17 protein-coding genes, 1 tRNA gene and 1 pseudogene are annotated in these 21524 nt (G+C 58.8%); 12 read left to right on the top strand and 7 right to left on the bottom strand.

Going from position 1 to position 21524, the window contains the following annotated elements:
• Window positions 1-21: 21 nt before the first annotated feature.
• The 3 genes from GSP01_RS10645 to GSP01_RS10635 all read right to left on the bottom strand — a co-directional run bounded on the left by GSP01_RS10645 (window position 22) and on the right by GSP01_RS10635 (window position 5507).
• A complete protein-coding gene (locus GSP01_RS10645) occupies window positions 22-3327 on the bottom strand; it encodes an efflux RND transporter permease subunit (protein WP_141353388.1) in 3306 nt (1101 codons plus the stop codon).
• Window positions 3328-3407: 80 nt separating this feature from the next.
• Complete coding sequence (locus GSP01_RS10640) at window positions 3408-4211, bottom strand: SDR family NAD(P)-dependent oxidoreductase (protein ID WP_141353386.1); 804 nt, start codon at window positions 4209-4211, stop codon at window positions 3408-3410.
• Between the two features lie 90 nt (window positions 4212-4301).
• Window positions 4302-5507: a lipase family protein gene (locus GSP01_RS10635; protein WP_141353384.1), complete on the bottom strand. Its 1206-nt coding sequence runs from the start codon at window positions 5505-5507 to the stop codon at window positions 4302-4304.
• A 177-nt stretch (window positions 5508-5684) separates the two neighbouring features.
• Here GSP01_RS10635 and GSP01_RS10630 point away from each other — a divergent pair, with 177 nt between their 5' ends.
• From GSP01_RS10630 to GSP01_RS14750, 5 genes and pseudogenes are all read left to right on the top strand, one after another.
• The gene (locus tag GSP01_RS10630; RefSeq protein WP_041112680.1) at window positions 5685-5936 is read left to right on the top strand and encodes a DUF3297 family protein; all 252 of its coding nucleotides are present in this window, start codon (window positions 5685-5687) and stop codon (window positions 5934-5936) included.
• On the top strand, window positions 5933-6901 hold the full coding sequence (locus GSP01_RS10625; protein ID WP_141353382.1) for a nucleoside hydrolase: 969 nt from the start codon (window positions 5933-5935) through the stop codon (window positions 6899-6901). Before GSP01_RS10630 ends, GSP01_RS10625 begins: the two co-directional genes overlap by 4 nt.
• A gap of 38 nt (window positions 6902-6939) precedes the next feature.
• A complete protein-coding gene (locus GSP01_RS10620; protein WP_141353380.1) occupies window positions 6940-8175 on the top strand; it encodes an NAD(P)/FAD-dependent oxidoreductase in 1236 nt (411 codons plus the stop codon).
• Between the two features lie 194 nt (window positions 8176-8369).
• Window positions 8370-8561, top strand: a pseudogene (locus tag GSP01_RS10615) (IS5/IS1182 family transposase); the annotation flags it as partial.
• A 738-nt stretch (window positions 8562-9299) separates the two neighbouring features.
• On the top strand, window positions 9300-9461 hold the full coding sequence (locus GSP01_RS14750) for a hypothetical protein (RefSeq protein ID WP_167495529.1): 162 nt from the start codon (window positions 9300-9302) through the stop codon (window positions 9459-9461).
• A 22-nt stretch (window positions 9462-9483) separates the two neighbouring features.
• Here GSP01_RS14750 and GSP01_RS10610 read toward each other — a convergent pair whose 3' ends face one another.
• Together GSP01_RS10610 and GSP01_RS10605 are read right to left on the bottom strand one after the other, a co-directional pair.
• A complete protein-coding gene (locus tag GSP01_RS10610; protein ID WP_141353378.1) occupies window positions 9484-12138 on the bottom strand; it encodes a 2-oxoglutarate dehydrogenase E1 component in 2655 nt (884 codons plus the stop codon).
• A 124-nt stretch (window positions 12139-12262) separates the two neighbouring features.
• Window positions 12263-13225 carry an alpha/beta hydrolase gene (locus tag GSP01_RS10605; RefSeq protein WP_141353376.1) on the bottom strand — a complete coding sequence of 321 codons (963 nt, stop codon included), beginning with the start codon at window positions 13223-13225 and terminating at the stop codon, window positions 12263-12265.
• Window positions 13226-13417: 192 nt separating this feature from the next.
• On the opposite strand from GSP01_RS10605, the gene GSP01_RS10600 reads away from it, so the two are divergent.
• The 5 genes from GSP01_RS10600 (at window position 13418) to GSP01_RS10580 (ending at window position 17550) form a co-directional block, all read left to right on the top strand.
• Window positions 13418-13741: a hypothetical protein gene (locus GSP01_RS10600; RefSeq protein ID WP_141353374.1), complete on the top strand. Its 324-nt coding sequence runs from the start codon at window positions 13418-13420 to the stop codon at window positions 13739-13741.
• An 80-nt stretch (window positions 13742-13821) separates the two neighbouring features.
• The gene (locus GSP01_RS10595) at window positions 13822-14460 is read left to right on the top strand and encodes a 2OG-Fe(II) oxygenase family protein (protein WP_141353372.1); all 639 of its coding nucleotides are present in this window, start codon (window positions 13822-13824) and stop codon (window positions 14458-14460) included.
• A gap of 23 nt (window positions 14461-14483) precedes the next feature.
• A complete protein-coding gene (locus GSP01_RS10590) occupies window positions 14484-15551 on the top strand; it encodes an aspartate-semialdehyde dehydrogenase (RefSeq protein ID WP_141353370.1) in 1068 nt (355 codons plus the stop codon).
• Entirely contained in the window at window positions 15548-16435 is an 888-nt protein-coding gene (locus tag GSP01_RS10585; RefSeq protein ID WP_141353368.1) for an N-acetylmuramic acid 6-phosphate etherase, read from the top strand. Before GSP01_RS10590 ends, GSP01_RS10585 begins: the two co-directional genes overlap by 4 nt.
• A gap of 29 nt (window positions 16436-16464) precedes the next feature.
• Complete coding sequence (locus GSP01_RS10580; protein ID WP_141353418.1) at window positions 16465-17550, top strand: anhydro-N-acetylmuramic acid kinase; 1086 nt, start codon at window positions 16465-16467, stop codon at window positions 17548-17550.
• 26 nt (window positions 17551-17576) lie between these two features.
• On the opposite strand, the gene GSP01_RS10575 is transcribed toward GSP01_RS10580, so the two are convergent.
• Window positions 17577-17999 carry a host attachment protein gene (locus GSP01_RS10575; RefSeq protein ID WP_141353366.1) on the bottom strand — a complete coding sequence of 141 codons (423 nt, stop codon included), beginning with the start codon at window positions 17997-17999 and terminating at the stop codon, window positions 17577-17579.
• A gap of 458 nt (window positions 18000-18457) precedes the next feature.
• Here GSP01_RS10575 and hemH point away from each other — a divergent pair, with 458 nt between their 5' ends.
• Together hemH and GSP01_RS10565 are read left to right on the top strand one after the other, a co-directional pair.
• The gene (gene hemH / locus GSP01_RS10570) at window positions 18458-19489 is read left to right on the top strand and encodes a ferrochelatase (protein WP_141353364.1); all 1032 of its coding nucleotides are present in this window, start codon (window positions 18458-18460) and stop codon (window positions 19487-19489) included.
• A 389-nt stretch (window positions 19490-19878) separates the two neighbouring features.
• A complete protein-coding gene (locus GSP01_RS10565; protein ID WP_141353362.1) occupies window positions 19879-21189 on the top strand; it encodes a glycoside hydrolase family 68 protein in 1311 nt (436 codons plus the stop codon).
• A gap of 127 nt (window positions 21190-21316) precedes the next feature.
• Here the strand turns inward: GSP01_RS10565 and GSP01_RS10560 are convergent.
• Window positions 21317-21393, bottom strand: a tRNA-Pro gene (locus GSP01_RS10560).
• Window positions 21394-21524: the final 131 nt, after the last annotated feature.

Below are 21524 nucleotides of genomic sequence, written 5' to 3'. Positions count from 1 at the left end.
GTGAATTGCCGCTTTCTTGATTCAGGCCTGTCTGGCAGGGGGCTCGGTGCCGCTATGTCGACGCACAAGGCCGAGCAGCCAGTAGCATAAACGTTTGCTGCTCATGCCGATGGCATCCATCCACAAATAGACAATCGGCGTCGTGTATAGTGTTAGAAGCTGGCTGACGACCATGCCGCCAAGGATTGAAACGCCCAGCGGTCGGCGCATTTCCGCGCCATATCCGTTGCTGATGATGAGTGGAATTGCGCCCAGCGCGGCGGCGAGGGACGTCATCAGGATGGGGCGGAAGCGCGTGATGGATGCCTTGAAGATGGCATCTTTCGGAGACAATTTTTCGATCCGTTCAGCGTGGATTGCAAAATCAATGACGAGAATGGCGTTCTTCTTGACGATACCCGTCAGCAGGATAATGCCGATCATGGCGATGATGCTGAAGGATTCTCCTGCGATCCACAGCCCCAGAACCGCGCCAATACCGGCGGACGGCAGAGTGGAGAGGATCGTGATGGGATGGATCAGGCTCTCATAGAGAATACCCAGCACGATATACATCACGGCAATCGCGGCGAGGAACGCCAAGCCGCCGTTGATCATGAGCTTGCGGGTATCACCGGCCGTCCCGGTAAAGTCACCCAGAACACCATCGGGGGCATGAGTGGTCTGCAGGGTCTGTTTGATCAGATCGACCGCATCGTTGTAGCTCACGCCGGTCGCTAGATCGAAAGAGATATTGGCGGAATAATAGCTGCCGCGATGGGTGATATCGAGGGGCTGCGGCTTCCACAGGATGGAAGCCACGTTGGTCAGCGGGATCATGGTTTCGGTCGAAGACGAGACAGCGGAGCCGTTGGAGGAATTGCCCGAAATCTGGTTGGCCAGCGAGTTTTGAATAGATGCCGTGGCCAGAGACGTGAAGCTGTTCGTGGACGTGCTCGCATCACTGCGGACCCGGATCAGGTTGGAGGCCACGCCACCAGCCGCCGTGCCTGCGGCTGTGGAAATCCAGACCTGTCGGAGCATTTCGGGATCCAGGCGGTATTGCGGCGCCAGCACCATGACGACGCGATGCTCGGTCGTGGGCAGATGGATCGTAGAAACGATGGCTTGGCCGTAGGAATCATACAGCACGTTCTGGATCAGCTGCGGCGTGATGCCATAGCGTGCTTCCGTGTCGCGGTGGACAGTGATGTAGGCCGCAACCGACTGTCCCTCGGTCGTGGAAGACACGTTAACCAGCTTGCCCGAGGCGCGCAGGGCGCTCAGCAGGGTCGGGAGATATCCGAACAGGTCGGCGACGTTGTCTCCCCGCAAAACGTAACGATAGCTGCCGGTATTTTTGGAACTGCTGCCGCCCTGGCTGCTCCCGCCAACGCTCCAGAACGAAATATCGGCGCCTGGCTCATTGGGCAGACGCTTGCGGAGCCGGTCCAGAATGACATCGGCGGAGGCGCGTTCTTCCTTCTCCTTCAGATGGATGTAGAGTTCGCCGCTGTTCTTGTCGTCGCTAAAGATGGTTGTTGAGGTGACATCTGGATCCGTCTGGGCAATAGCCCCGACTTCCCGCAGACGCCGATCAATTTCCTGGAACGACATGGTGGCGTCGCCCTTGATGCGCCCTGCCAAAAGCGACATGTCCTGCGAGGGAATGAATTCCTTGGGCATTAACACGACCGAACCCACCAATACTACGAAACTCAGCGGCAGGGTCAGACCCATCAAAATCGGGTGGCGCAGGCACCAGTGCATGGAGCGGCCATACTGTTTGAGCGTCCAGTCCAGCGAGGTTTCCGTGATGAAGGCGATGTGGCCGAGAATGCCTTTCCGGGATTCCTCGCCGTGGTCAATTTCCAGCAAACGCGCGCACATCATCGGCGTCAGCGTCAGGGAGAGCCACATTGAGATGACAATGGCGGAAATCATTGTCATGCAGAATTCGAACATGATCGAGCCAGCCCCGCCGGGCAGGAACAGCAGCGGGATGAACACCGCGACCAGCGAGGCGCTGATGGACAGGACCGTGAAGCCGATTTCCGAAGCGCCTACCAGACTGGCCTCGTAGCGGTCTTTCCCCTCTTCCATGTGGCGGGCGATGTTTTCCAGCACGACGATGGCGTCATCGACCACGAAACCCACCGCGATGGTCAGGGACATGAGCGACAGGACGTCGAGTGTGAAGTTGAATGCAGCCATGGCGGCGAGCGTGCCGGACAGGGCAATGGGAACCGTTACGGCCGGGATGAGCGTCGTGATTAGCTTGCGGAAGAACAGCAGGATAACGAGCACGACCAGAACAACGGACAGGATCAGCGTCAGGCGTGCATCCGCGAGAGAGGCACGGATGGATCGGGACGTATCGAGGCCTACAACCAGATTGACATCCGCCGGTAGCGCGTCGCGCAGATGGGTCAAATTGGCGTTGATACCGTTCACGATCGCCACGGTGTTGGCGTGTGGCTGGGCGGTCACGACCAGGGTGACGGCGCGATGTCCGTTGATGTAGCTGGTCTGGTAGACGTCCTGCACGCTGTTGCTGATGGTGGCGATGTCGCTCAGCCGGACGGGGTAAAAATTGTTGCGATAGCCGACGATCAGGTCTCGGTACTGGGCTGCGTTGATGGCCTGGTCATTGGTGGACAGCATCATCCGCTGGCCGTTGCTATCGATGAAGCCTTTGGGCGTGAAGGCATTGGCCGAGGCAAGGGCGGTACGTACGTCCTCGAAGCCGATACCCCATTTGTAGAGCGGACCGGGATTAAGCTCGACGCGGACAGCAGGATTCGTTGACCCGACGACTTCCACACGGCCCACCCCCTTGACCTCGGCGAGAAGCGGTTTGATACGGATATTGGCGATATCGTAGAGTTCTGCCTGGGTTTTCTGGTCGCCGGTCAGGCTCATCAGATAGACCGGAAAGCCACCTCCATCCATTTTGAACGCCTGCGGGTCGGCATCCATCGTTCCGGTCGGCAGATCGGCTCTCGCTGCACGCAGTGCGGCCTGTGTGTCCCGCAGGGCGCCGTCGATATTCCGTGACGACGAGAATTCAAGAAAAATCTGGGCCTGTCCGGCATTGGTGTCGGATTCGATGCTCTCCAGATCCGCAATCGATCCGAGCCTGCGTTCCAGAGGCGTAGTCACGGAGGTCGCCATCTGCTGCGGATCAGCACCCGGCTGGGTAGCGACGACCATGATGGAGGTTGTGGTCATGTCCGGCATCGTGGCGACTGGCAGGAGGGGGTAGCAGATGAACCCCGCCATAAAGATGGCGATGGACATCAGTGTCGTCGCGACCGGACGGTCTATGAACAGGCGGCAGAAATTCATGCGGCCAGTTTATCCACAAAACCGCGCCGGGGGTCATTACTGATAGGACACAAAATGTCAGTTATCCGCCGTGCAGGGAGTCAGAAATCGGGCATTCCCGCGGGCTGGGCGGAGGGCTGCGTCATATAATATCGCTCGGACAGCCGAGGCGGAAGCAGGTCCATCAGTCGGGAACCCATGAGCAGCCAGGACGGGAAGGTCACCCGTCGCGTCTGGCGCAGCGTGCCATGCAGGATCCGACGGACGGCCTCTTCCGTGGACACCAGACCCGGCATCGGAAAACGGTTTTGCTTCACCATGGCCGTATCGACAAATCCGCAGCATACGCTGGTCAGGCTGATGCCAAAACGCTGCAAATGAACCGCATTGGCCACGATGAAGCGGTCTAGCGCGGCTTTGGACGCGGAATAGGAGGGTGTACCGGGATAGCAGACGAATCCCGCGACGGACGCCATCACGCAAATTCGGCCCCGAAGGTTCTCGCCTTTCCGCTGCTGCCTGCGCATAGCCGCCACGACCGGGAAAAAAGTGTTGAGCGTTCCAGTCAGGTTGATATCGAGCATCTCCCACACACGCTCTTCACGCTCCAGCACCAGACCGTCATCGGTCTCCGGAGGCAGACCGCCCGTGATGCCTGCGCAGAGAAATGCCATGTCGAGCCTCTCGCCGGAAGCGGTTGCAATCCAATCTGCCATGCCCTGCCGGTTTCGGGTATCCAGAACGGCCGGGACAGCGCTGGCGCCCTGTTCATCACATTGCCGGGCCGTTTCCATCAGGCCATCGGCCGCATGATCGCATAGTTGCAGGGAAACGCCGGGGCGGGCCAGCTTCAGGGCAAGACCGCGTCCGATACCGGATGCAGCCCCTGTAATCAGGATATTCATCCGGCGAAGTCTAACAGAGTGTTTCCGGGATGCGACCCCCGCCGGGGTGAAAACATTTCTACCCTGGCGCTGCAGAACGGCGCAGTCCGGTTAATTGCAGTCCGAACGTGGCTTCGTGCCTTGTAGAAGTTGCCCTGCAAAGCTGTGGGCCTCGATAGTCATGGCGGCGAGGGTGCCGTTATGGCTGGCGTTATGAATCCGGTGCGTCACAGCGGTTCCGGCGGAGCAGAGACGGGTGACGAGACGCTTCTGCTGGTTGCTGGAGGTATGCAGATCCTGCGCGCCGGACTCGATGAGTACGGGTGAGGGTAGGGAGAAGCTGGGATATTTCGCCCAGTCGAACACCGGTGCCAGAACACGGCTGGCCTCGGGTTCGAGCAGGGTGGCGGGCGTCAGGCCGGAGCGTTTGGCGATTGGAAAGAAATCCGAGGCGCACATGGATCCGGCTTCATGCAGAAGGCGCTGTCCCCGGGGCGTGAAGGCCTCGTTGATATCCGTGGACGGATCGGCTTCGACCAGCGACTGCCCGAGCGTCAGAAGTTCCGGCACGGCGGGCGAGAAACTGCGCGGGTTGGCGGGATGCAGAAGTTCCTGCGCCGTCTGCTCGTCGAGATAGGGAGGGGCAGCGGCGATTGTGCCCAGAATCCGCAGATGGGGCGCATAGGTTGAAGCCATGGCCGCAGCGGCTAGGGTTGCCTGACCACCCTGTGCATGGCCATTCAACACAACGTTCTCCGACAGATCTGGCAGGCGTTCGCGAGCCGCACGGACGGAATCGAGCACGCTCATGCCTTCCGAGCGTGCATTCAACAGAAGCGGCGCGCCGGGCTCGCCCATGCCCGGATAGTCGGTCGCGACGATCGCAAAGCCCTGACGCAGCCAGCCGTCATAGAAATGTGCCTGCACGGTCCCGATCCCCATGACGGAGGGCGCGCAGGTCAAGTGTAGACCGCTTTCCCCATGCGCCCAGGCCAGAACGGGCCAGCCGCCTGCCGGTGCATGACCGTGAGGAATCAGAACCTGTGCGGAGACGCGGACAAGCTGCTGTGGATTGCGGGCATCGGTACTGCGATAGGTCAGACGATAGACCGAGGCCGGCTCATGGGACGGCACGGAATCCAGTCGGATGGCCTGCCCGGCCGAAACAGGTGCACTAACGGACCAGTTGTCGCCATCGTCATCCGAGGCGCAGCCGGACAGGACGGCTCCTGCCGTCAGCAGCACCAGAAGCGATGCGAAGGCGGTCAGTCCGGGAAGGCGGCGCTCCGGTTTGCAGCGAAAAGAGCAGTACGGCATGAGAGGTCTGTCTCCGACGAGGAGTGTCTCTCATAGCAGCGCTGTGCGTCCTGTGGGAGCAGCCATGTCCTTTTGCATAGCTAGACTTGGAGAGCCGCCCATCCGGCGCTACAGAGAAAACCTCTGACGCGCCGGTCCAACATGATCGGATCTGATACAAACGAGGATAGCCCTGCCATGACCGACACCATTCCCGATCGTCTCTCCGCCAGCCCGGACAGCCCGTATTACAACGAAGAGCTGCTTTCGCGCGGCATCGGTGTCCGTTTCAAGGGCGAAGAGCGTACCACTGTCGAGGAATACTGCATCAGCGAAGGCTGGGTCCGTCTGGCCGTCGGCAAGACGCTGGATCGGCGTGGCCGTCCGATGACGATCAAGGTTACGGGCCCGGTTGAGGTCTGGATCAAGGACTCCGAAGAAGAAGCATGATGACACAGGCCGGATCCGCATCGATCATACCCCGCCGCATCGTTATCGACACCGATCCGGGTCAGGACGATGCGGTTGCCATTCTGCTGGCGCTGGCCTCGCCGGAACTGACGGTCGAGGCCATCACGACCGTTGCCGGCAATGTGCCCGTTGCCCTGACGACGAAGAATGCCTGCGCCCTGCTCGAACTTGCAGGGCGCACCGATATTCCCGTTTTCGGGGGCGCGGCACGTCCTCTGCATCGTGCGCCCATAAGCGCTGAGCACGTCCATGGTGAAACGGGCATGGCCGGCGCTGATCTTCCGGAGCCGACATTACGTTCGCAAGCGATTGATGCTGCGACCTGGCTCGTGGATTTGCTGCGTCGTGAACCCGAGGGCGCGATCACGCTCGTCTGCCTCGGGCCGATGACGAATCTCGCTTTGGCGTTGAGCCATGCGCCGGATATCGCGGCCCGGATTGCGGGAGTCGTGGCTATGGGCGGAGCGCAGCGCGAAGGCGGCAACATCACGCCGACCGCGGAATTTAATTTTTTCGTGGACCCGCATGCGGCCCGGATTGTCATGCATTCTGGCATTCCCATCACGCTTCTGCCGTTGGATGTGACGCATCGCGCCATTGCGACACCAGCCCGGCTGGCGCCAATTGCTGCGATCGGCTCGCCAGTCACGGACATGGTAGTGCGGATGCTGGGTGCGGAAGATCGGTTCGAAAAGCAGAAATACGGCTGGGAAGGTGGCGCGCTGCACGATCCGCTTACCATCGGTTTTCTTTTGTGGCCTGAGCTTTTCTCAGGGCGGGACTGCAATGTAGAAATCGAGGTCGACGCGCCGCTATGTGTGGGTCAGAGTGTTGTTGATCTGTGGAACGTAACCAATCGCGTTCCGAACGCATTATGGATCAATGACGTTGATTCAGATGCCTTCTATTCGCTTCTGACGGAAAGACTTGCTCTTTTGGACTAGACTCTTTCCGTCGCATAATGACGTTGGAGTAACCGAACATGGCAGACCCGACCCAACAGGACCGTTTCTCAGTCGTCATCGTCGGCGGTGGTGCCGCCGGCATCACCATTGCAGCACAGCTCAGGCGTGAACGCGCCAACCTGTCGATCGCCATTATCGAACCGTCCACGACGCATGCTTACCAGCCGGGCTGGACCCTTGTCGGTGCGGGAGTGATGACGCTGCCCGAAACGTTGCGGCAGGAAGGCGGGCTGATCCCGCGCAATGTCACTTGGCTGCGCGATACCGTTGAGAGCTTCCAGCCTGAAGCCAACAGCGTGACACTGAAAAGCGGCCGTGCTGTTGAGTATCGCCGTCTGATTGTCTGCCCCGGCCTTCAGCTTGACTGGGACAAGATCGAAGGCCTGCCTGAGACACTGGGCCGCAATGGTGTGACGTCGAATTATTCGCGTGAGACGGCCGCCTATACTTGGGAATGCATCCGGCATCTCGATGGCGGCAAGGCTCTGTTCACACAGCCACCCATGCCCATCAAATGCGCCGGCGCGCCACAGAAGATTGTCTATCTGGCCTGTGATCACTGGCGCCGAGAAGGCTCGCTGCATCGTACGGAAGTCAATTTCTCGCTGGCCGGAAACGCCCTGTTCGGTGTGCCGTATTTCGTCCCTTCGCTCCAGCGCGAGATCGACTATTACGGCGTGAACCTTCATCTGAAGGAAAACCTGATCAAGGTGGACGGTGAGAAGCGCGAAGCCACGTTCCAGATCGTCGGAACGGATCAGATCGTGGTACGCCAGTTCGACATGCTGCATGTCGTTCCGCCGCAGAGCGCTCCAGATTTCGTCAAGAAAAGCCCGCTTGCCAATGAAGCTGGCTGGCTGGATGTCGATCCGACCGTCCTGCGTCACAAGACCTATGACAACATCTTCGGCGCCGGGGATGTTCTGGGTACCAGCAACGCCAAGACAGCCGCTGCTGTCCGCGAACAAGCTCCGGTTGTCGTAGAAAACTTGCTGGCCTCGCTTGATGGCCGCCCGCAGATGGGCAGCTATGACGGTTACGGCGCCTGCCCGCTAACCGTATCCTACGGTAAGGTCGTGCTGGCCGAGTTCCTGTATGGCGGCAAGGTTGCGCCTAGCTTCTCCTATGACCAGCGTAAACCCAGCCGCTTTGCCTGGTGCCTAAAGACGGAAGTCTTCCCCCGTCTGTACTGGTATGGAATGCTTAAAGGCTACAACATCAAGGTCAAGCATATGCCCATAGAGACGGGTTGATCTTTTTTTATTTATCGGAAAAGCAGGAACCTGAACCGGGTAGAGGGACGAACCAGCGGGTCTGCCACTGAAGGGTGAACGGACCCTGGATATAGTTCGCGTTAAGCGTGAGTTGTCGTTGAGCGAGCCGTCGTGTCGGTCAGCAGATAGGTGTTTCTGAGATAGTGGACATAGTTTCTGGTCAGGCCGACTGATTCAGAGACGTCCTGGAAAAGAAGAGTATCAAACTCTGCATTCCAGAACGAAAATCTCGCGGAAAACCTCTCAAATACGACAGGCGGAAATACAAACGCTGCAACTGCATCGAGATCAGGTTTGGAAGGCTCAAGGACTGGCGGCGTGTCGCAATACGCCATGACAGATGCCTGACTTTCTTCTTCCGGTAAATAAAACAGTAGGGAATGGTCCAAACCTTTCGACTCCGGCCATTTTTATAGGCAAAAAGCCTATGATGTGAACGAAACGAGGGGTTGCACCGGAGTCTGACCCTGTGTATAGGGGCGACATTGGTTGGAACCGGTAGCTCAGTTGGTAGAGCATTCGACTTTCAATGGGAGCACAGTCGGGAAACTGGCTGTTGAAAAGACCTTAAACTCGGTGAACGCTCTGATCTTCTAGATCGTGCCAATACCGAGCCAAGCCATCGTAAGATGGAAGGTGTAGAGACTTGACAGGGTCCACCTAACGGCTCCGGCCTATGGTGAAGATAAAGTCCAGACCACGAACCCTAAACGGGGGCGGTGAAAACCGAAGTGGTATGTAATCGAATGGTCCTGGGTTCGAGTCCCAGCCGGTTCACCAATCCTTTAAAAATTCTAGAAAACGGCCATCTTTTAGGCCGGTTTGACACTTTTCCGATTTGGTTTGACTTCGCGTACTTTTTTACTAACACGCACCTTTTTTGAGGAAGAAGTAAATCTGACAAATTACTTCTAAGTGTTTGATTTTTCGATAAAAAAAGAAATATAGACAGTTTAAATCATTGTTTTAACTACTCCTAGTTGGTTCACTATTTCCTATAAATTCTGAAAAATACCATTCTGTCTCTGGCAGGACAGCTTGTGGCGCGTGTCGGTCTGGCGGCGTAGTGTGACGCGAGAAAACGATGATAAGAGGAAACGTTGATGACGCGCGTTCGGATTGGGGTGGCGCTTGCACTGCTGACGGCTCTTGCGGCCTGTGGCCCGGATTATGGTGGCCAGGGATCGCGGCAGTTCCGTGGCGATGGCTACGGAAATGTCGGGGCGGGCCAGAGCAGCTATGGCTATCAGGGTGGTCCGACCTGAGTTTTAATCAGGCCGGGGAGGTTCAGGATAGGGCATCCTGAACCAGTTTTTCCTGCTGGGCGGCGTGGACGCCTGGTAGCCCCGTTGCGGGAGAAGCTGTGCTTTCGCGGCCGGCATAGTCCGGCCGCTGCGCACGATGGTTGCAGCCACGCAAGGCGCGTTCGATGCGACGGTCCACGAAAATCCAGGCTCCGTTATTTTGCGGCTCTTCCTGACACCATAGGACCTGTTCTGCATCCGGGTGGCGGACAAGTTGTTCCATCAAGGCATGGTGCGGGAACGGGTAGAGCTGTTCGATGCGGATGATGGCGACATCGTCGCGGCTCTGGCGCGTCCGTTCGGCGATGAGATCATAATAGACCTTCCCGGTGCACAGGATGATCCGGCGTGCGCCGTCTTCTTTCGCCGGATCGGGCAGGACGGGCTGGAAACGTGTATGCGGTCCTATCGCGTCCAGCATGGATACTGCGTCCTTGTTGCGGAGCAGTGATTTGGGCGTGAAGACGACCAACGGCTTGCGGCAGCGTCGCGCGATCTGGCGGCGCAGGGCGTGGAAGTAGTTGGCGGGCGTGGTGATGTTGCACACGCGCATGTTGTTTTCTGCGCAGAGCTGAAGGATGCGTTCGGGGCGGGCGGAAGAATGTTCCGGGCCACCACCTTCATAGCCGTGGGGCAGAAGCAGGGTCAGGCCGGATGTTCGCAGCCATTTGGTTTCGCCCGAAGCGATGAACTGATCGAGAATGATCTGTGCGCCATTCGCGAAATCGCCGAACTGCGCTTCCCACAGGACCAGCGCTTCTGGGTCGCCGAGGGAATAGCCGTATTCGAAGCCGAGGACAGCGTATTCCGAGAGCGGTGAATTCCAGATGTTCAGTGGGGCCTGATGGGGCGCGATATGGGTCAGGGGGGTGTCTTCGCGGCCTGTGCCCTGATCGAACAGCACGGCATGACGCTGACTGAACGTGCCGCGGCGGCTGTCCTGCCCGGAGAGGCGCACGGGATGTCCATCCATCGACAGGGTGCCGAAGGCTAGGGCCTCGGCCGTGGCCCAGTCGATCGGACCGCCATCGGTCACGGCTTTGCCGCGCGCGGTGATCTGCCGGGCCAGACGGGGGTGAACGGCCAGACCTTCGGGGATCGTACCGATGGCGTCTCCGACTTCCTGAAGGCGCCGGAGCGGTACGCCGGTCATGGGCTGGATGCGGTCCTGTTCGTCCTGAAGGCGGGTCGGATCTTCGGGGCCGTCGAGCCAGTCCGTGCTGTTGGGCTGATAGGTTTTGGATTTCTCGAACTGCTCTTCCAGCCGGCGCTGGAAATGCGTCCACATCTCTTCGACTTCGGCCTCCGTCATAACGCCAGTGTGGATCAGATGCTGAGCATAGAGACTGCGTGTCGTGGCGCGGGACTGGATGGCGTGGACCATCGCGGGTTGCGTGAAGGCGGGTTCATCGGCTTCGTTATGGCCGTGACGGCGATAGCAGACGACATCCAGCACGATGTCGGACTGGAAGGTGCAGCGCCATTCATGCGCCAGAAAGGCACAGCGGGAGACGGCTTCGGGATCGTCGCCATTGACGTGTAGGATCGGGGCTTGAACGGATTTTGCGATGTCGGTGTTGTGGATGCCAGAATGGGCATCGGACTGGACGGTGGTGAAGCCGATCTGGTTGTTGATGATGACGTGAACCGTACCGCCCGTCCGGTAGCCTTCCAGTTTCGAGAGGCTAAGGGTTTCGTACACGACGCCCTGACCGGCGAAGGCGGCGTCGCCGTGGACGAGAATGCCCAGATGATGCTGACGGTCGTGGTCCTTTTCGCGGTCCTGATCGGCGCGGACACGGCCGAGCACGACGGGGTCCACCGCTTCCAGATGAGAGGGGTTGGGCAGGAGCGAAATGCGGACAGTGTGGCCCGCATGTTCGAGCGTTGTGGCGGTGCCGAGATGGTATTTGACATCGCCCGAGCCCTGAATGGTGTCGGGCTTGAAGGCGGTGCCTGCGAATTCGCTGAAAATGGCGGCAAACGGCTTACGCAGGATGTTGGCCATCACGTTCAGACGGCCGCGATGGGGCATGCCGAGCGAGACAGAGCGCACGTCGTCCTGTGCGGCGGCATCAATCAGGGTACGCAGGGCGACGATGACGCTCTCACCGCCTTCGAGGCCGAAGCGGCGCATGCCCATGAAGCGCTTTTGGCAGAATTGTTCGAAGCCTTCGGCGCGGGTCAAGGCGAGGAGAATGCGCTTCTGGTCCAGCGATGGGGCGGGAGCCGGGTTTTCCAGGCGGTCGATCCACCACTGGCGCTGGGCGGGGTCCTGAAGATGCATGAACTCGGCGGCCGTGGTGCCGCAATAGGCGCGGCGCAGGCGGGCGATCAGGTCCCGGTCGGCTCCGGGCGGGTTCAGTTCGGCAATGTCGGGAACGGGTGCCAGGCCGAGTGGGTCCAGCTTTGCGGTGGCATGGCCGCGCAGGCGATAGGCGAATTTCAGGCTTTCCGCGCTGGCGTCGGTCTGCGTCGCTATTTCCGGAGGCAGGCGGTCGGCGCCAAGGGTTTCAAACAGGGAGGCGAAAGCCATGTCCACGGATGACGGGTCGTGCTGCCAGCGTGTGTGCAGCTCCGCCAAATAGACGGTGTTCTCGCCGTTGATGGCGTCCAGGTCATCGCGATGGTCGCCCATGAACTCGTTCTCCTGTGTCCCCGGCCCCTGTGACGTGATGGGAACCGGGGCCTGTCTTTTGGCCGCGCACTTTAGCGGATTGGCGGAACAGGGCCAATCTCCGTCTGTTCAGTGTTTTATCTATTCACAGGCCGAATCCGCGTTTCATGGCGTCGATTCTGCGTGCGATGGAGCGGGTGGCGACCTGGGTGTCTGTCTGGTCGAAGACATGGCAGGCACCGGGTACGATCTCTAGCTCGACTGAAACGCCCTGATGGATGAGGCGCTGAGCGTAGACGAGGTTCTCGTCCAGAAATAGGTCAAGAGCGCCGACGGACAGATAGACCGGCGGCAGATCGGACAGATCAGTGGCGCGCGCAGGCGCGGCGTACGGTGAGACGTCCTCTGATCCGGGCGTTACAGGATTCAGAAGGGAGGTCCATGCAAAAGTATTGCTGGTGCGGGTCCACAGGAACTCCCCTCCAACGGGGGAAGAGTTTAGCTGATCCGCAATCGTCCGGTCATCCAGCATGGGGTAAATGAGGTTCTGGAACAGGAGCGTTGGGCCTTCGCGGTCGCGGGTCAGGAGAGCCAGTCCGGCTGCTAGGCCGCCACCAGCGCTTTCTCCTGTGAGGCCAATGCGGGAGGCATCGATGCCAAGGGTTTCGGCATTCCGTGTGATCCAGCAAAGCGTCGTATAGGCATCTTCGATCGCCGCGGGGAAAGGATGTTCGGGGGCAAGTCGGTAATCTGGGGAGAGGACGACGCAGTCCAGATCCTGTGCAAACTGGCAGAGCTGTGTAGCCGTCAGTTCTGGTTGGCCTGAGAAATAGCCGCCTCCATGCAGGTGCAGAAGGGCCGGACGTGGCGCTGTGGCTTCCTTGCGGGGGCGGACACTCAGGAGGCGGATGGCGGGCGATGTGTCCGTGGCGGGGATTGTCAGGCGTTCAAGGGTGACGGGATAGTCCTCAGCCTGAAGGAAGGACTGTCCGGCGAGATGTTCCAGCCCATCGCGAAAGGCGGGTAGAGATTCAGGCGAAAGATCGACTGTCGGAATTTCTTCAAGAAAGGGAAGCAGTTCGGGAAGGACGAGGGAACGTGTGTTCATGAAAGGACGCCTTGAGTCGGGGAAGGGGTAAAAAATGAGGCAGGAAAATCGAGAAGAATTCCAGTGCTCTGACCGTTTGAAGGCAAAAATCTGTTCATTGTGCCACAAAGTTGCCGCAACTTTTCATGGCTGAGAGTCGTCTAGTTTGGTGACCGGTCCTGAGCCGGCCTTGTTGGGATGGGAGTTTCGCTGATGCGTGCTCTGCTGTTTCTTGCAGTTCTGACGGGAAGTGGTTTTGCGCTGACGGCTGTGTCAGCAGGAGCGCAAGAGTTGCGTCGGGACGGTCTGTCCGCGCATGCGGTTCTGACGGATGAAGTCAGTCAGTCAGGTGTGGATCATCGAATGCTGGAATGCCGGACCGATCCGCGCCTTCTTCATACGGTCTGGGGCGGGCGCGATTCTTTGCAGCCGGGGCCGCATGTCTGCATGGGTGGCGCGAACCGTCTGGGGGCAGGATATGTCCGTTATCTGGCGACGAACCGGATGGTCCGGGCGCATAAGCCGCTACGGGGGTAATATTCTTTCGTAAAAGGCAGGTCTCACATGTGTGGAATAGGCCTTGTCGCCGACGTGGGCCGCGTCTAGCCTTCCGCGCCATGAGCAGGATTTCTCTTGATTATAATGCGTTCGAGAGCACGCCCGTTGCGGGAAAACCGTTTCCGCATCTGGTGGTGCCGCATTTCATCGGCAACGATGATCTGAAGGCAGTTGTTTCGGACCTGCCGGCAATGAAATCCGGCGGCTCCTTTCCGCCGGAAGCGTTGAAGCTGACGCCGCGTGTCGCAGGCATGATTGCGGAATTGCAGGGGCCGAAGCTTAAGGCTCTGGTTTCTGAGAAATTCGGGCTGGATTTGGAGGATGCGCCGACCATGCTGACAATGCGTGGGCGCACGCGGGAAAAGGACGGGCGGATCCATCGGGATTCGGAGGCCAAGCTGGTCACGATCCTGCTGTATCTCAATCCGCGCGGTGAGGACTGGGCGTCACGCGATGGCTGTCTGCGGCTGTTGAACGGGCCGGATGATGTCGAGGATTTCGGCGTCGAGGTGACACCTGCGGAAGGGACGCTTCTGGTGTTTCCGAACGGTCTGACAACCTGGCACGGGCACCGGCAGTTTGTGGGAACGCGATATGCGATCCAGCTCAACTACATGGCGACGGGGCGCAAGGCTCGCTACGAACTGCGTCGGCACCGTCTGTCGTCGCTTGTAAAGCGTCTGCCTTTTTTGGGCTGATTTTCAGGGAACAGGAAAAGATCATGGGTTATCGGGTTGCGGTTGTTGGCGCCACGGGTGCGGTGGGGCGTGAACTTCTGCGAATTCTGGCGGAGCGGGAGTTTCCGGTCGATGAGGTTGTGGCGCTGGCCTCACCGCGGTCGGCTGGGCGCGAGATTTCTTTCGGGGACAAGATGGTCCTGAAGGTTCAGAACCTCGAGACGTTCGATTTCAAAGGCTGGGATATTGCGCTGTTCTCGCCGGGGGGCGCGATTTCAGCCGTTTATGCGCCCAAGGCTGCGGCTGCGGGATGTGTGGTGATCGACAACACGTCGCATTTCCGCATGGAGCCGGGGATCCCCCTGATCGTGCCGGAAGTGAATGCCGCCGCCATCGGCAAAGCCAGCCGAGGCATCATCGCCAACCCGAATTGCTCCACCGCGCAGATGCTCGTGGCGCTCAAGCCGTTGCATGACCTGTTCCGCATCAAGCGGATCGTGGTTTCGACCTATCAGGCCGTTTCAGGTGCGGGCAAGGACGGGATGGACGAGCTGTTCGCCCAGACCAAGGGCACCTTCGTCAATGATCCGCCGACGGTCGCGCAGTTCACAAAGCAGATCGCCTTCAACGTCATTCCCCATATCGACCGTTTCATGGACGACGGTGCGACCAAGGAAGAATGGAAGATGGCCGTCGAAACCCGCAAGATCATGGACCCGGACATCAAGGTTCTGGCGACCTGCGTGCGCGTTCCGGTGTTCATCGGGCATTCGGAAGCCATCAGCATCGAGTGCGAAAAGCCTGTCGATCTGAAGAAGGCACGCGAGGCGCTGCGCAAGGCGCCGGGTGTGATTCTGCGCGATGAACGCGAAGACGGCGGCTATGTCACGCCGATCGAATGTGTGGGCGAGGATGCGACGTATGTGTCTCGTCTGCGAATTGATCCGTCTGTCGAGAGCGGTCTGGCGCTGTGGTGTGTGTCCGACAATCTGCGCAAGGGCGCAGCCCTCAATGCGGTTCAGATTGCGGAAAGCGTTGTCGAGCAGGGGCTTTTGAAGGACGGGCAGCTTTTCCGTCGCAATGAAGTTCCGGACGAAGACGAGGCTGAATGACAAACTCCCGCACGGAGACGGTTCTCGCGGCCAATGAAGATATCGAGCACCTGCCGCTCGATGCTCTTCTGGAGCGGCTTCTGACATCGCAGAAAGCGGCTCTGGATCAGGTTGGTGAGGCGTTGCCGTCCATTGAACGCGCCGTTGAGGCGGCTGTGCCCCGGCTTCAGGCCGGGGGGCGGCTGGTCTATGCGGGGGCCGGGACGTCGGGGCGGATCGGCTTGCAGGATGGCGTGGAGCTGACGCCGACCTTTGGGGTCGCGCCCGAAAAGCTGGTTCTGTTGCTGGCCGGTGGCGCCGGGGCGACGACGCAGGCTGCAGAAGGTGCGGAAGACCGGGAAGATCAGGCGCGGCTTGATCTGCTGGACCATCATCCGACCGAACGTGACGTAGTGATCGGCGTCGCGGCTAGCGGCAACACGCCTTACACTTGTGCGGTTGTTCAGCTTGGACGGGAAGTTGGAGCCCTGACGATCGGCGTGAGTGGCAATCCGGACTCGCGCCTGTTGCGGGAAGCGGAGTTTGGGATCTGTATTCCGACTGGAGCGGAAGTTCTGGCGGGCTCAACGCGGATGGCTGCCGGGACAGCGCAGAAAGTCACGCTGAACCTGTTTTCCACCGCGCTGATGACGCGTCTGGGGCATGTTTATCGTGGGCGCATGGTGGACATGCGCATCAGCAACGACAAGCTTCAGGCGCGTGCGGAACGCATGGTCATGGAACTGGCTGGAGGGACAGCCGAAGAGGCGCGTGAGGCTCTGAAACGCGTGCGTGGGAACACGAAACGGGCCGTTCTGCTGCGGCATGGTGTGGCTCTGGCGGAGATCGAGCCGCTTCTGGAGCGGTGTCAGGGCAATCTGCATCTGGCGCTCGCCGGGCTTTGAATGCCGCGGCCAATGCGGGTGCGACCGGAATGATCTGGGCGCTTGGACTGATGAGCGGGACGTCTTTGGACGGGGTGGATGCCGCTCTGATCGAAACGGATGGCGTCCGAATCGGGCGCATCGGGCCGTCCTTGACGTTGCCCTACAGTCCGGAACTCCGGGCCAAAACGCGGTCCCTGCTGGATCGTGCAGCGGGCCTGTCGGCGGATGATACTGACGTTCTGGCGATCGCCTGGGATCTGACCTTGCAGCATGTGGAGGCAGTACGTCTGTTGCGGGAGCAGGTGCCGGATCTTGAACCTGCGGTGATCGGGTTTCATGGTCAGACCATCCTGCATCAGCCAGAACTGGGCCGAAGCTGGCAGATTGGGGATGCTGGGCTTCTTCAGGAACGGTGCAACGTGCCGGTCGTGCATGATTTCCGGACGCGGGATCTGGAAAATGGCGGGGAAGGCGCGCCGCTGGTACCGGTGTTTCACGCTGCTCTGCTTGAGCAGGAACGGCGTCCTGTTGCGGTTCTCAACATTGGAGGTGTCGCCAATGTGACGGTTCTGGGAGCTCAGGATCTGGCCGGGGAGCGCGGCGTGTGGGCCTGTGATACCGGGCCGGGAAATGCACTTCTGGATGACTGGGCGCTCCAGCATACGGGTCAGCCCTGCGATTTCGGTGGCGCACTGGCGGCTGCGGGAACGGTCTGTCAGGATGTTCTGGAGGCGCTTCTGGCGATGCCGTATTTTGCACGCCCTATGCCCAAATCACTCGACAGACTGAGTTTCCATCCTGAAGCCATGGCGCTTGTGCGGGATTTGTCTGCGGCAGATGGTGCAGCGACTCTGGCGGCTTTTACGGTTGAATCCGTGGCCCGAACGGTGTTTCCAGTGAGGCCGGAACTGTGGTTTGTGGCGGGAGGCGGGCGTCACAATCCGGTCCTGATGGATGGACTGAACCGGCGGCTAGGGCCTGTGGCATCTGTGGACAACCTGGGATGGGATGGGGATGCTCTGGAAGCGCAATGTTTCGGGCTTCTGGCCGTGCGCTGTCTGCGCGGGCTGCCGTCCTCCTGGCCGGGAACGACCGGAGTCAGGCAGCCCTGTCGTGCGGGAAGGACTGTCTGACGATCCTCTCTACGGTCTGATGGTAATCAGACAGGGCCGAGTTCGGACCAGCCTGTTTCTGGACGGTCGAGATGCTTCAGCAGATCGTGGTCCGGCGTATTGACCAGATCCTTGACCAGCGTTTTGAAGAGCTTTTTCGTGGTCGGCTTGTCGAGGTGTTCGCGGATCTCGTGTGAAGCCTGCGGTGGAGCGACAAGCAGAATGCCTTCGACGTTGTGGTCCTGTGCTGCCTTGTTGATATGGGCGGCCAGATCGCGAGTGAAATGCACCTTGAGCTGATCACGCGGGCTTTCGTGAGGAGCTTTGATGGACGAGACGTCCTTTTCCGCGCTGGAGCCTTTGTGCAGGTCGAAGGCTTCGATGGTGCGGAGTTGTGAGCCTTCAAGGCGCAGGAAACGGGCTTTTTCGCCGTCAGCGACAACGTAAATGACGGGGTCCTGTGTAGCCATGTCTGGAAATCCTTAATCAAAATCGAATGATGCGTCTGTAACCTCTCTGAGATGGGATGGTTGCGTAAAGCTGCCAAGGTGATGCAGAGTTGTATGCGTTTAAGATATTGAAAAAATGATATTATTTCATTTTTTTTGAATGTTTTTTGAAGAATTTCGATTTTTTTCTTGAAATGCAGAAGAGATGTGCTCAATCTCTGAATTGAGCTTACCGGAAAATCTTTTCCAAAAGCTCAAAGGAGGCAAGTATGGCTCTGACGAATACTCTTCTGCCGTATGTTGGTCCGATGGCTGCCGCAGTTGCGGTGTGTGCCTATACTCTCCTGCAAGGGATGCGGAAACCGGATGTTTCCTATGCGAAAGTAAGGCACCGACGATAGCGTCCCGCAAGGGACGCGTATCCCCGGACGTTTTCCCTCTTTACCTGACTGCGTGCCCGGTTCCACAGTGAGGGCACCATGGCTTTCTTACATAAAACCCCCCGCACTACTCCTCCGCCGGAAGGCAGGACGGGTGTTCTTCTGATCAATCTGGGTACGCCTGACGATACAGGCTATTTCTCAGTCAGAAGATATCTGAGCGAGTTTCTCTCTGACCGTCGCGTCATCGAGAGTCCTCCCCTGATCTGGCAGCCCATTCTTCAGGGCATCATCCTGACAAAACGTCCTTTTGCTAGCGGCGCCAATTATGCGCGGATCTGGGATCGGGACGAGAATGCATCTCCCTTGCGGGTCTATACCCGTCGGCAGGCTGAAGGGCTTGCTGCGCGCCTTAAAGCCGATGGTGTGCCGGTGGAATGGGGGATGCGTTACGGCCGTCCTTCCGTTGCAAAGGCGCTGGAAAGTTTGATGGATCAGGGCTGCGACCGGATCGTCAGCATTGCGCTTTATCCGCAGTATTCCGCAACCACGACCGCTACGGCCAACGATCAGCTTTTCCGTGCGCTCATGCGTCTGCGACGTCAACCAGCCGTTCTGACGGTTCCGTCCTTTCCGGATCATCCGGCTTTCATCCGCGCACTTGAGACGTCTGTCCAGGACACGCTGGCGGAACTGTCCTTCAAGCCGCAGCAGATTGTTGCGTCGTTTCATGGTCTTCCCAAAACCTGCATCGAAAAGGGCGATACGTATCGGGATGAATGTGAGCGGACGATCGCCGGACTGCGCAAGGCTCTTGGGCTGAGTGAGGCGCAGATGCCTCTGACGTTTCAGTCCCGCTTCGGGCCGCTTGAATGGATCCAGCCTTATACGGCGCCTTTCGTCAAAGCCCTTCCGGCACAGGGAATTACGAAGATTGCCGTCATCATGCCTGGTTTCATGACGGATTGCATCGAAACGCTGGATGAAATCGGGAACGAGCTTCGGGAAGAATTCATGGAAGCAGGGGGAGAGGAGTTTGCGCTCGTGCCCTGCTTGAACGACTCGAAAGGCGCGATTGATCTTCTGGAAGAGCTTTCGCGATCCGCGCTGGCCGGTTTTCAGCGCGGCTAACTTCTGCGGCCTTCAGGTTCCTTTAAAAACCCACCTAGTAGCAGGTGGGTTTTTTTATGAATCGGAGCCTGCAAGGGCAGATGGAAGTTTTCTGCTTGCATTGCGCGCAGCTTTTTTCTATAACTGTGGCACTGAGCCATGAAACGTAATTGATTGCTCGTTAAAAACTTAATTTCAGGTTAAAGAATTTTGAAAAGGCTGCTTTCGCAAGAAGCAGCCTTTTTTTGTTGCGCATTTTAGAAGCAAGACATGTTTTTCTTCGTAAAAATTACGGCTCAGTACGGGACCTGATTTCTTTATTCAGATTGTACGTCAGCATCCGGACCTGAAACATTATCTCGGATTCTGACGTGCGTCTGGTTTTTTCTTTTTCAGCTACAGGAAAACTCATGAACGCTGTTTCCAGCACGCAGAGCGCAGTCCAGTCGGGTTCGCGCTGGACGATCGCTGATGCGATGAAGATCCGTACCGATGATCCGACCACGACCATGCCGGTCATCGACTACGCGTTCCCCGTCATCGATTCCGATGTCTGGCAGTGGGACACTTGGCTGCTGCGCGACATTCACGGCAAGACCGTGACCTTCAAGGGCTGGTACGTCATGTTCGCCCTCGTTGCCGATCGTGCTGCCACGGGCGATACGACTGAGGGCTGGCACAGCCGCAACAACTATTCCTACATCGGCTACTACTACAGCCGCACCGGCAATGGCGCGGACTGGAAGTTCGGTGGTCGCGTCATCAAGGAAGGTGCCAACTCCCGCAGCTGGGAATGGTCCGGTTGTGCCGTCATGCGCGAGAACAGCGCCAATACGGTCGATCTGTTCTACACCTCCGTCAACGATACGCCGTCTGAGTCTGTTCCGTCCTACACGACGGGCCGCATTCTGGCAGATGCCACCGGCGTCTGGTTCGAGGGCTTCGATGTCTGCACGGACATGTTCCAGGCGGACGGCGTGAACTACGCCAACATCGTCGAGGACGAGTACTGGGACTTCCGCGATCCGCATATCTTCCGTAATCCGGATGATAATCAGATCTACGCCCTGTTCGAAGGCAATGTTCCGGGCATGCGTGGTGACTTCACCATCGGTTCTGACGAGATGGGCCTTGTGCCGCCAGCTACGACTGTTCCTGCTGGTGCGCAGTATGGCGCTGCGGCCATCGGCATTGCCCGCCTGACGTCCGACGCCACAAAGGGTGATTTCTCGGAGTGGGAAATGCTGCCGGCTCTCGTGACTGCGCTGGGTGTCAATGACCAGACGGAACGTCCCCATGTCGTGTTCCAGGACGGCCTGACCTATCTGTTCACGATCTCCCATCATTCCACTTTCACCGGCAATAGCACGGGCCCGGATGGTGTGTATGGTTTCGTGTCCCGGAACGGTATTTTCGGTCCGTATGCACCGCTGAACGGTTCGGGCCTCGTGCTCGGCAATCCGTCCTCGGCGCCGTACGAGACCTACTCGCACTTCGTCGATCCTGCCGGTTATGTGCAGTCCTTCATTGATACCCTGCCGCAGCCCGGTTCGGCTGACCCGCAGGACCCGACGACCTATCGCATCGGTGGCACGCTCGCACCGACCGTGAAGATTGTCCTTGAAGGTGAGCGGACCTATCTGACGGAAGTCCATGCTTACGGGCAGGTTTATGCCCAAGGTGTCTGGCCGACTTCTTCGGCCTTTGACAAGCGCTCCTGAAGCCGTTGTGCCCTCTCCCGAAAGGGGGAGGGCATTTTTTGCGTTTTAGATCCTGCGCATCAGACGCAGAAATGCGCTGGCCTGTTAGCCTGAAACAGTTTTGACGATTTCTAGAAAAATTATCGGCTGGTCGGAGTGAGAGGATTCGAACCTCCGGCCCCTGCGTCCCGAACACAGTGCTCTACCAGGCTGAGCTACACTCCGGCCGACGGCGCTTCTCCTACAGGGGTTAACGCTTCCCTGCAAGAGGGTACGGACGAAAAATCAGAGAACGAGCGCTGCTCTGCTACTGGAGGTTCCAGACAGGAAGAAGTCCGGCGCCTCCCTCCGCTACG

The sequence above is a fragment of the Gluconobacter sphaericus NBRC 12467 genome (genome assembly GCF_006539125.1).
GTDB classification, from domain to species: Bacteria; Pseudomonadota; Alphaproteobacteria; order Acetobacterales; family Acetobacteraceae; genus Gluconobacter; species Gluconobacter sphaericus.
Note: the sequence above shows the minus strand (reverse complement) of the source record. Positions and strands in the feature narration are given on the sequence as shown.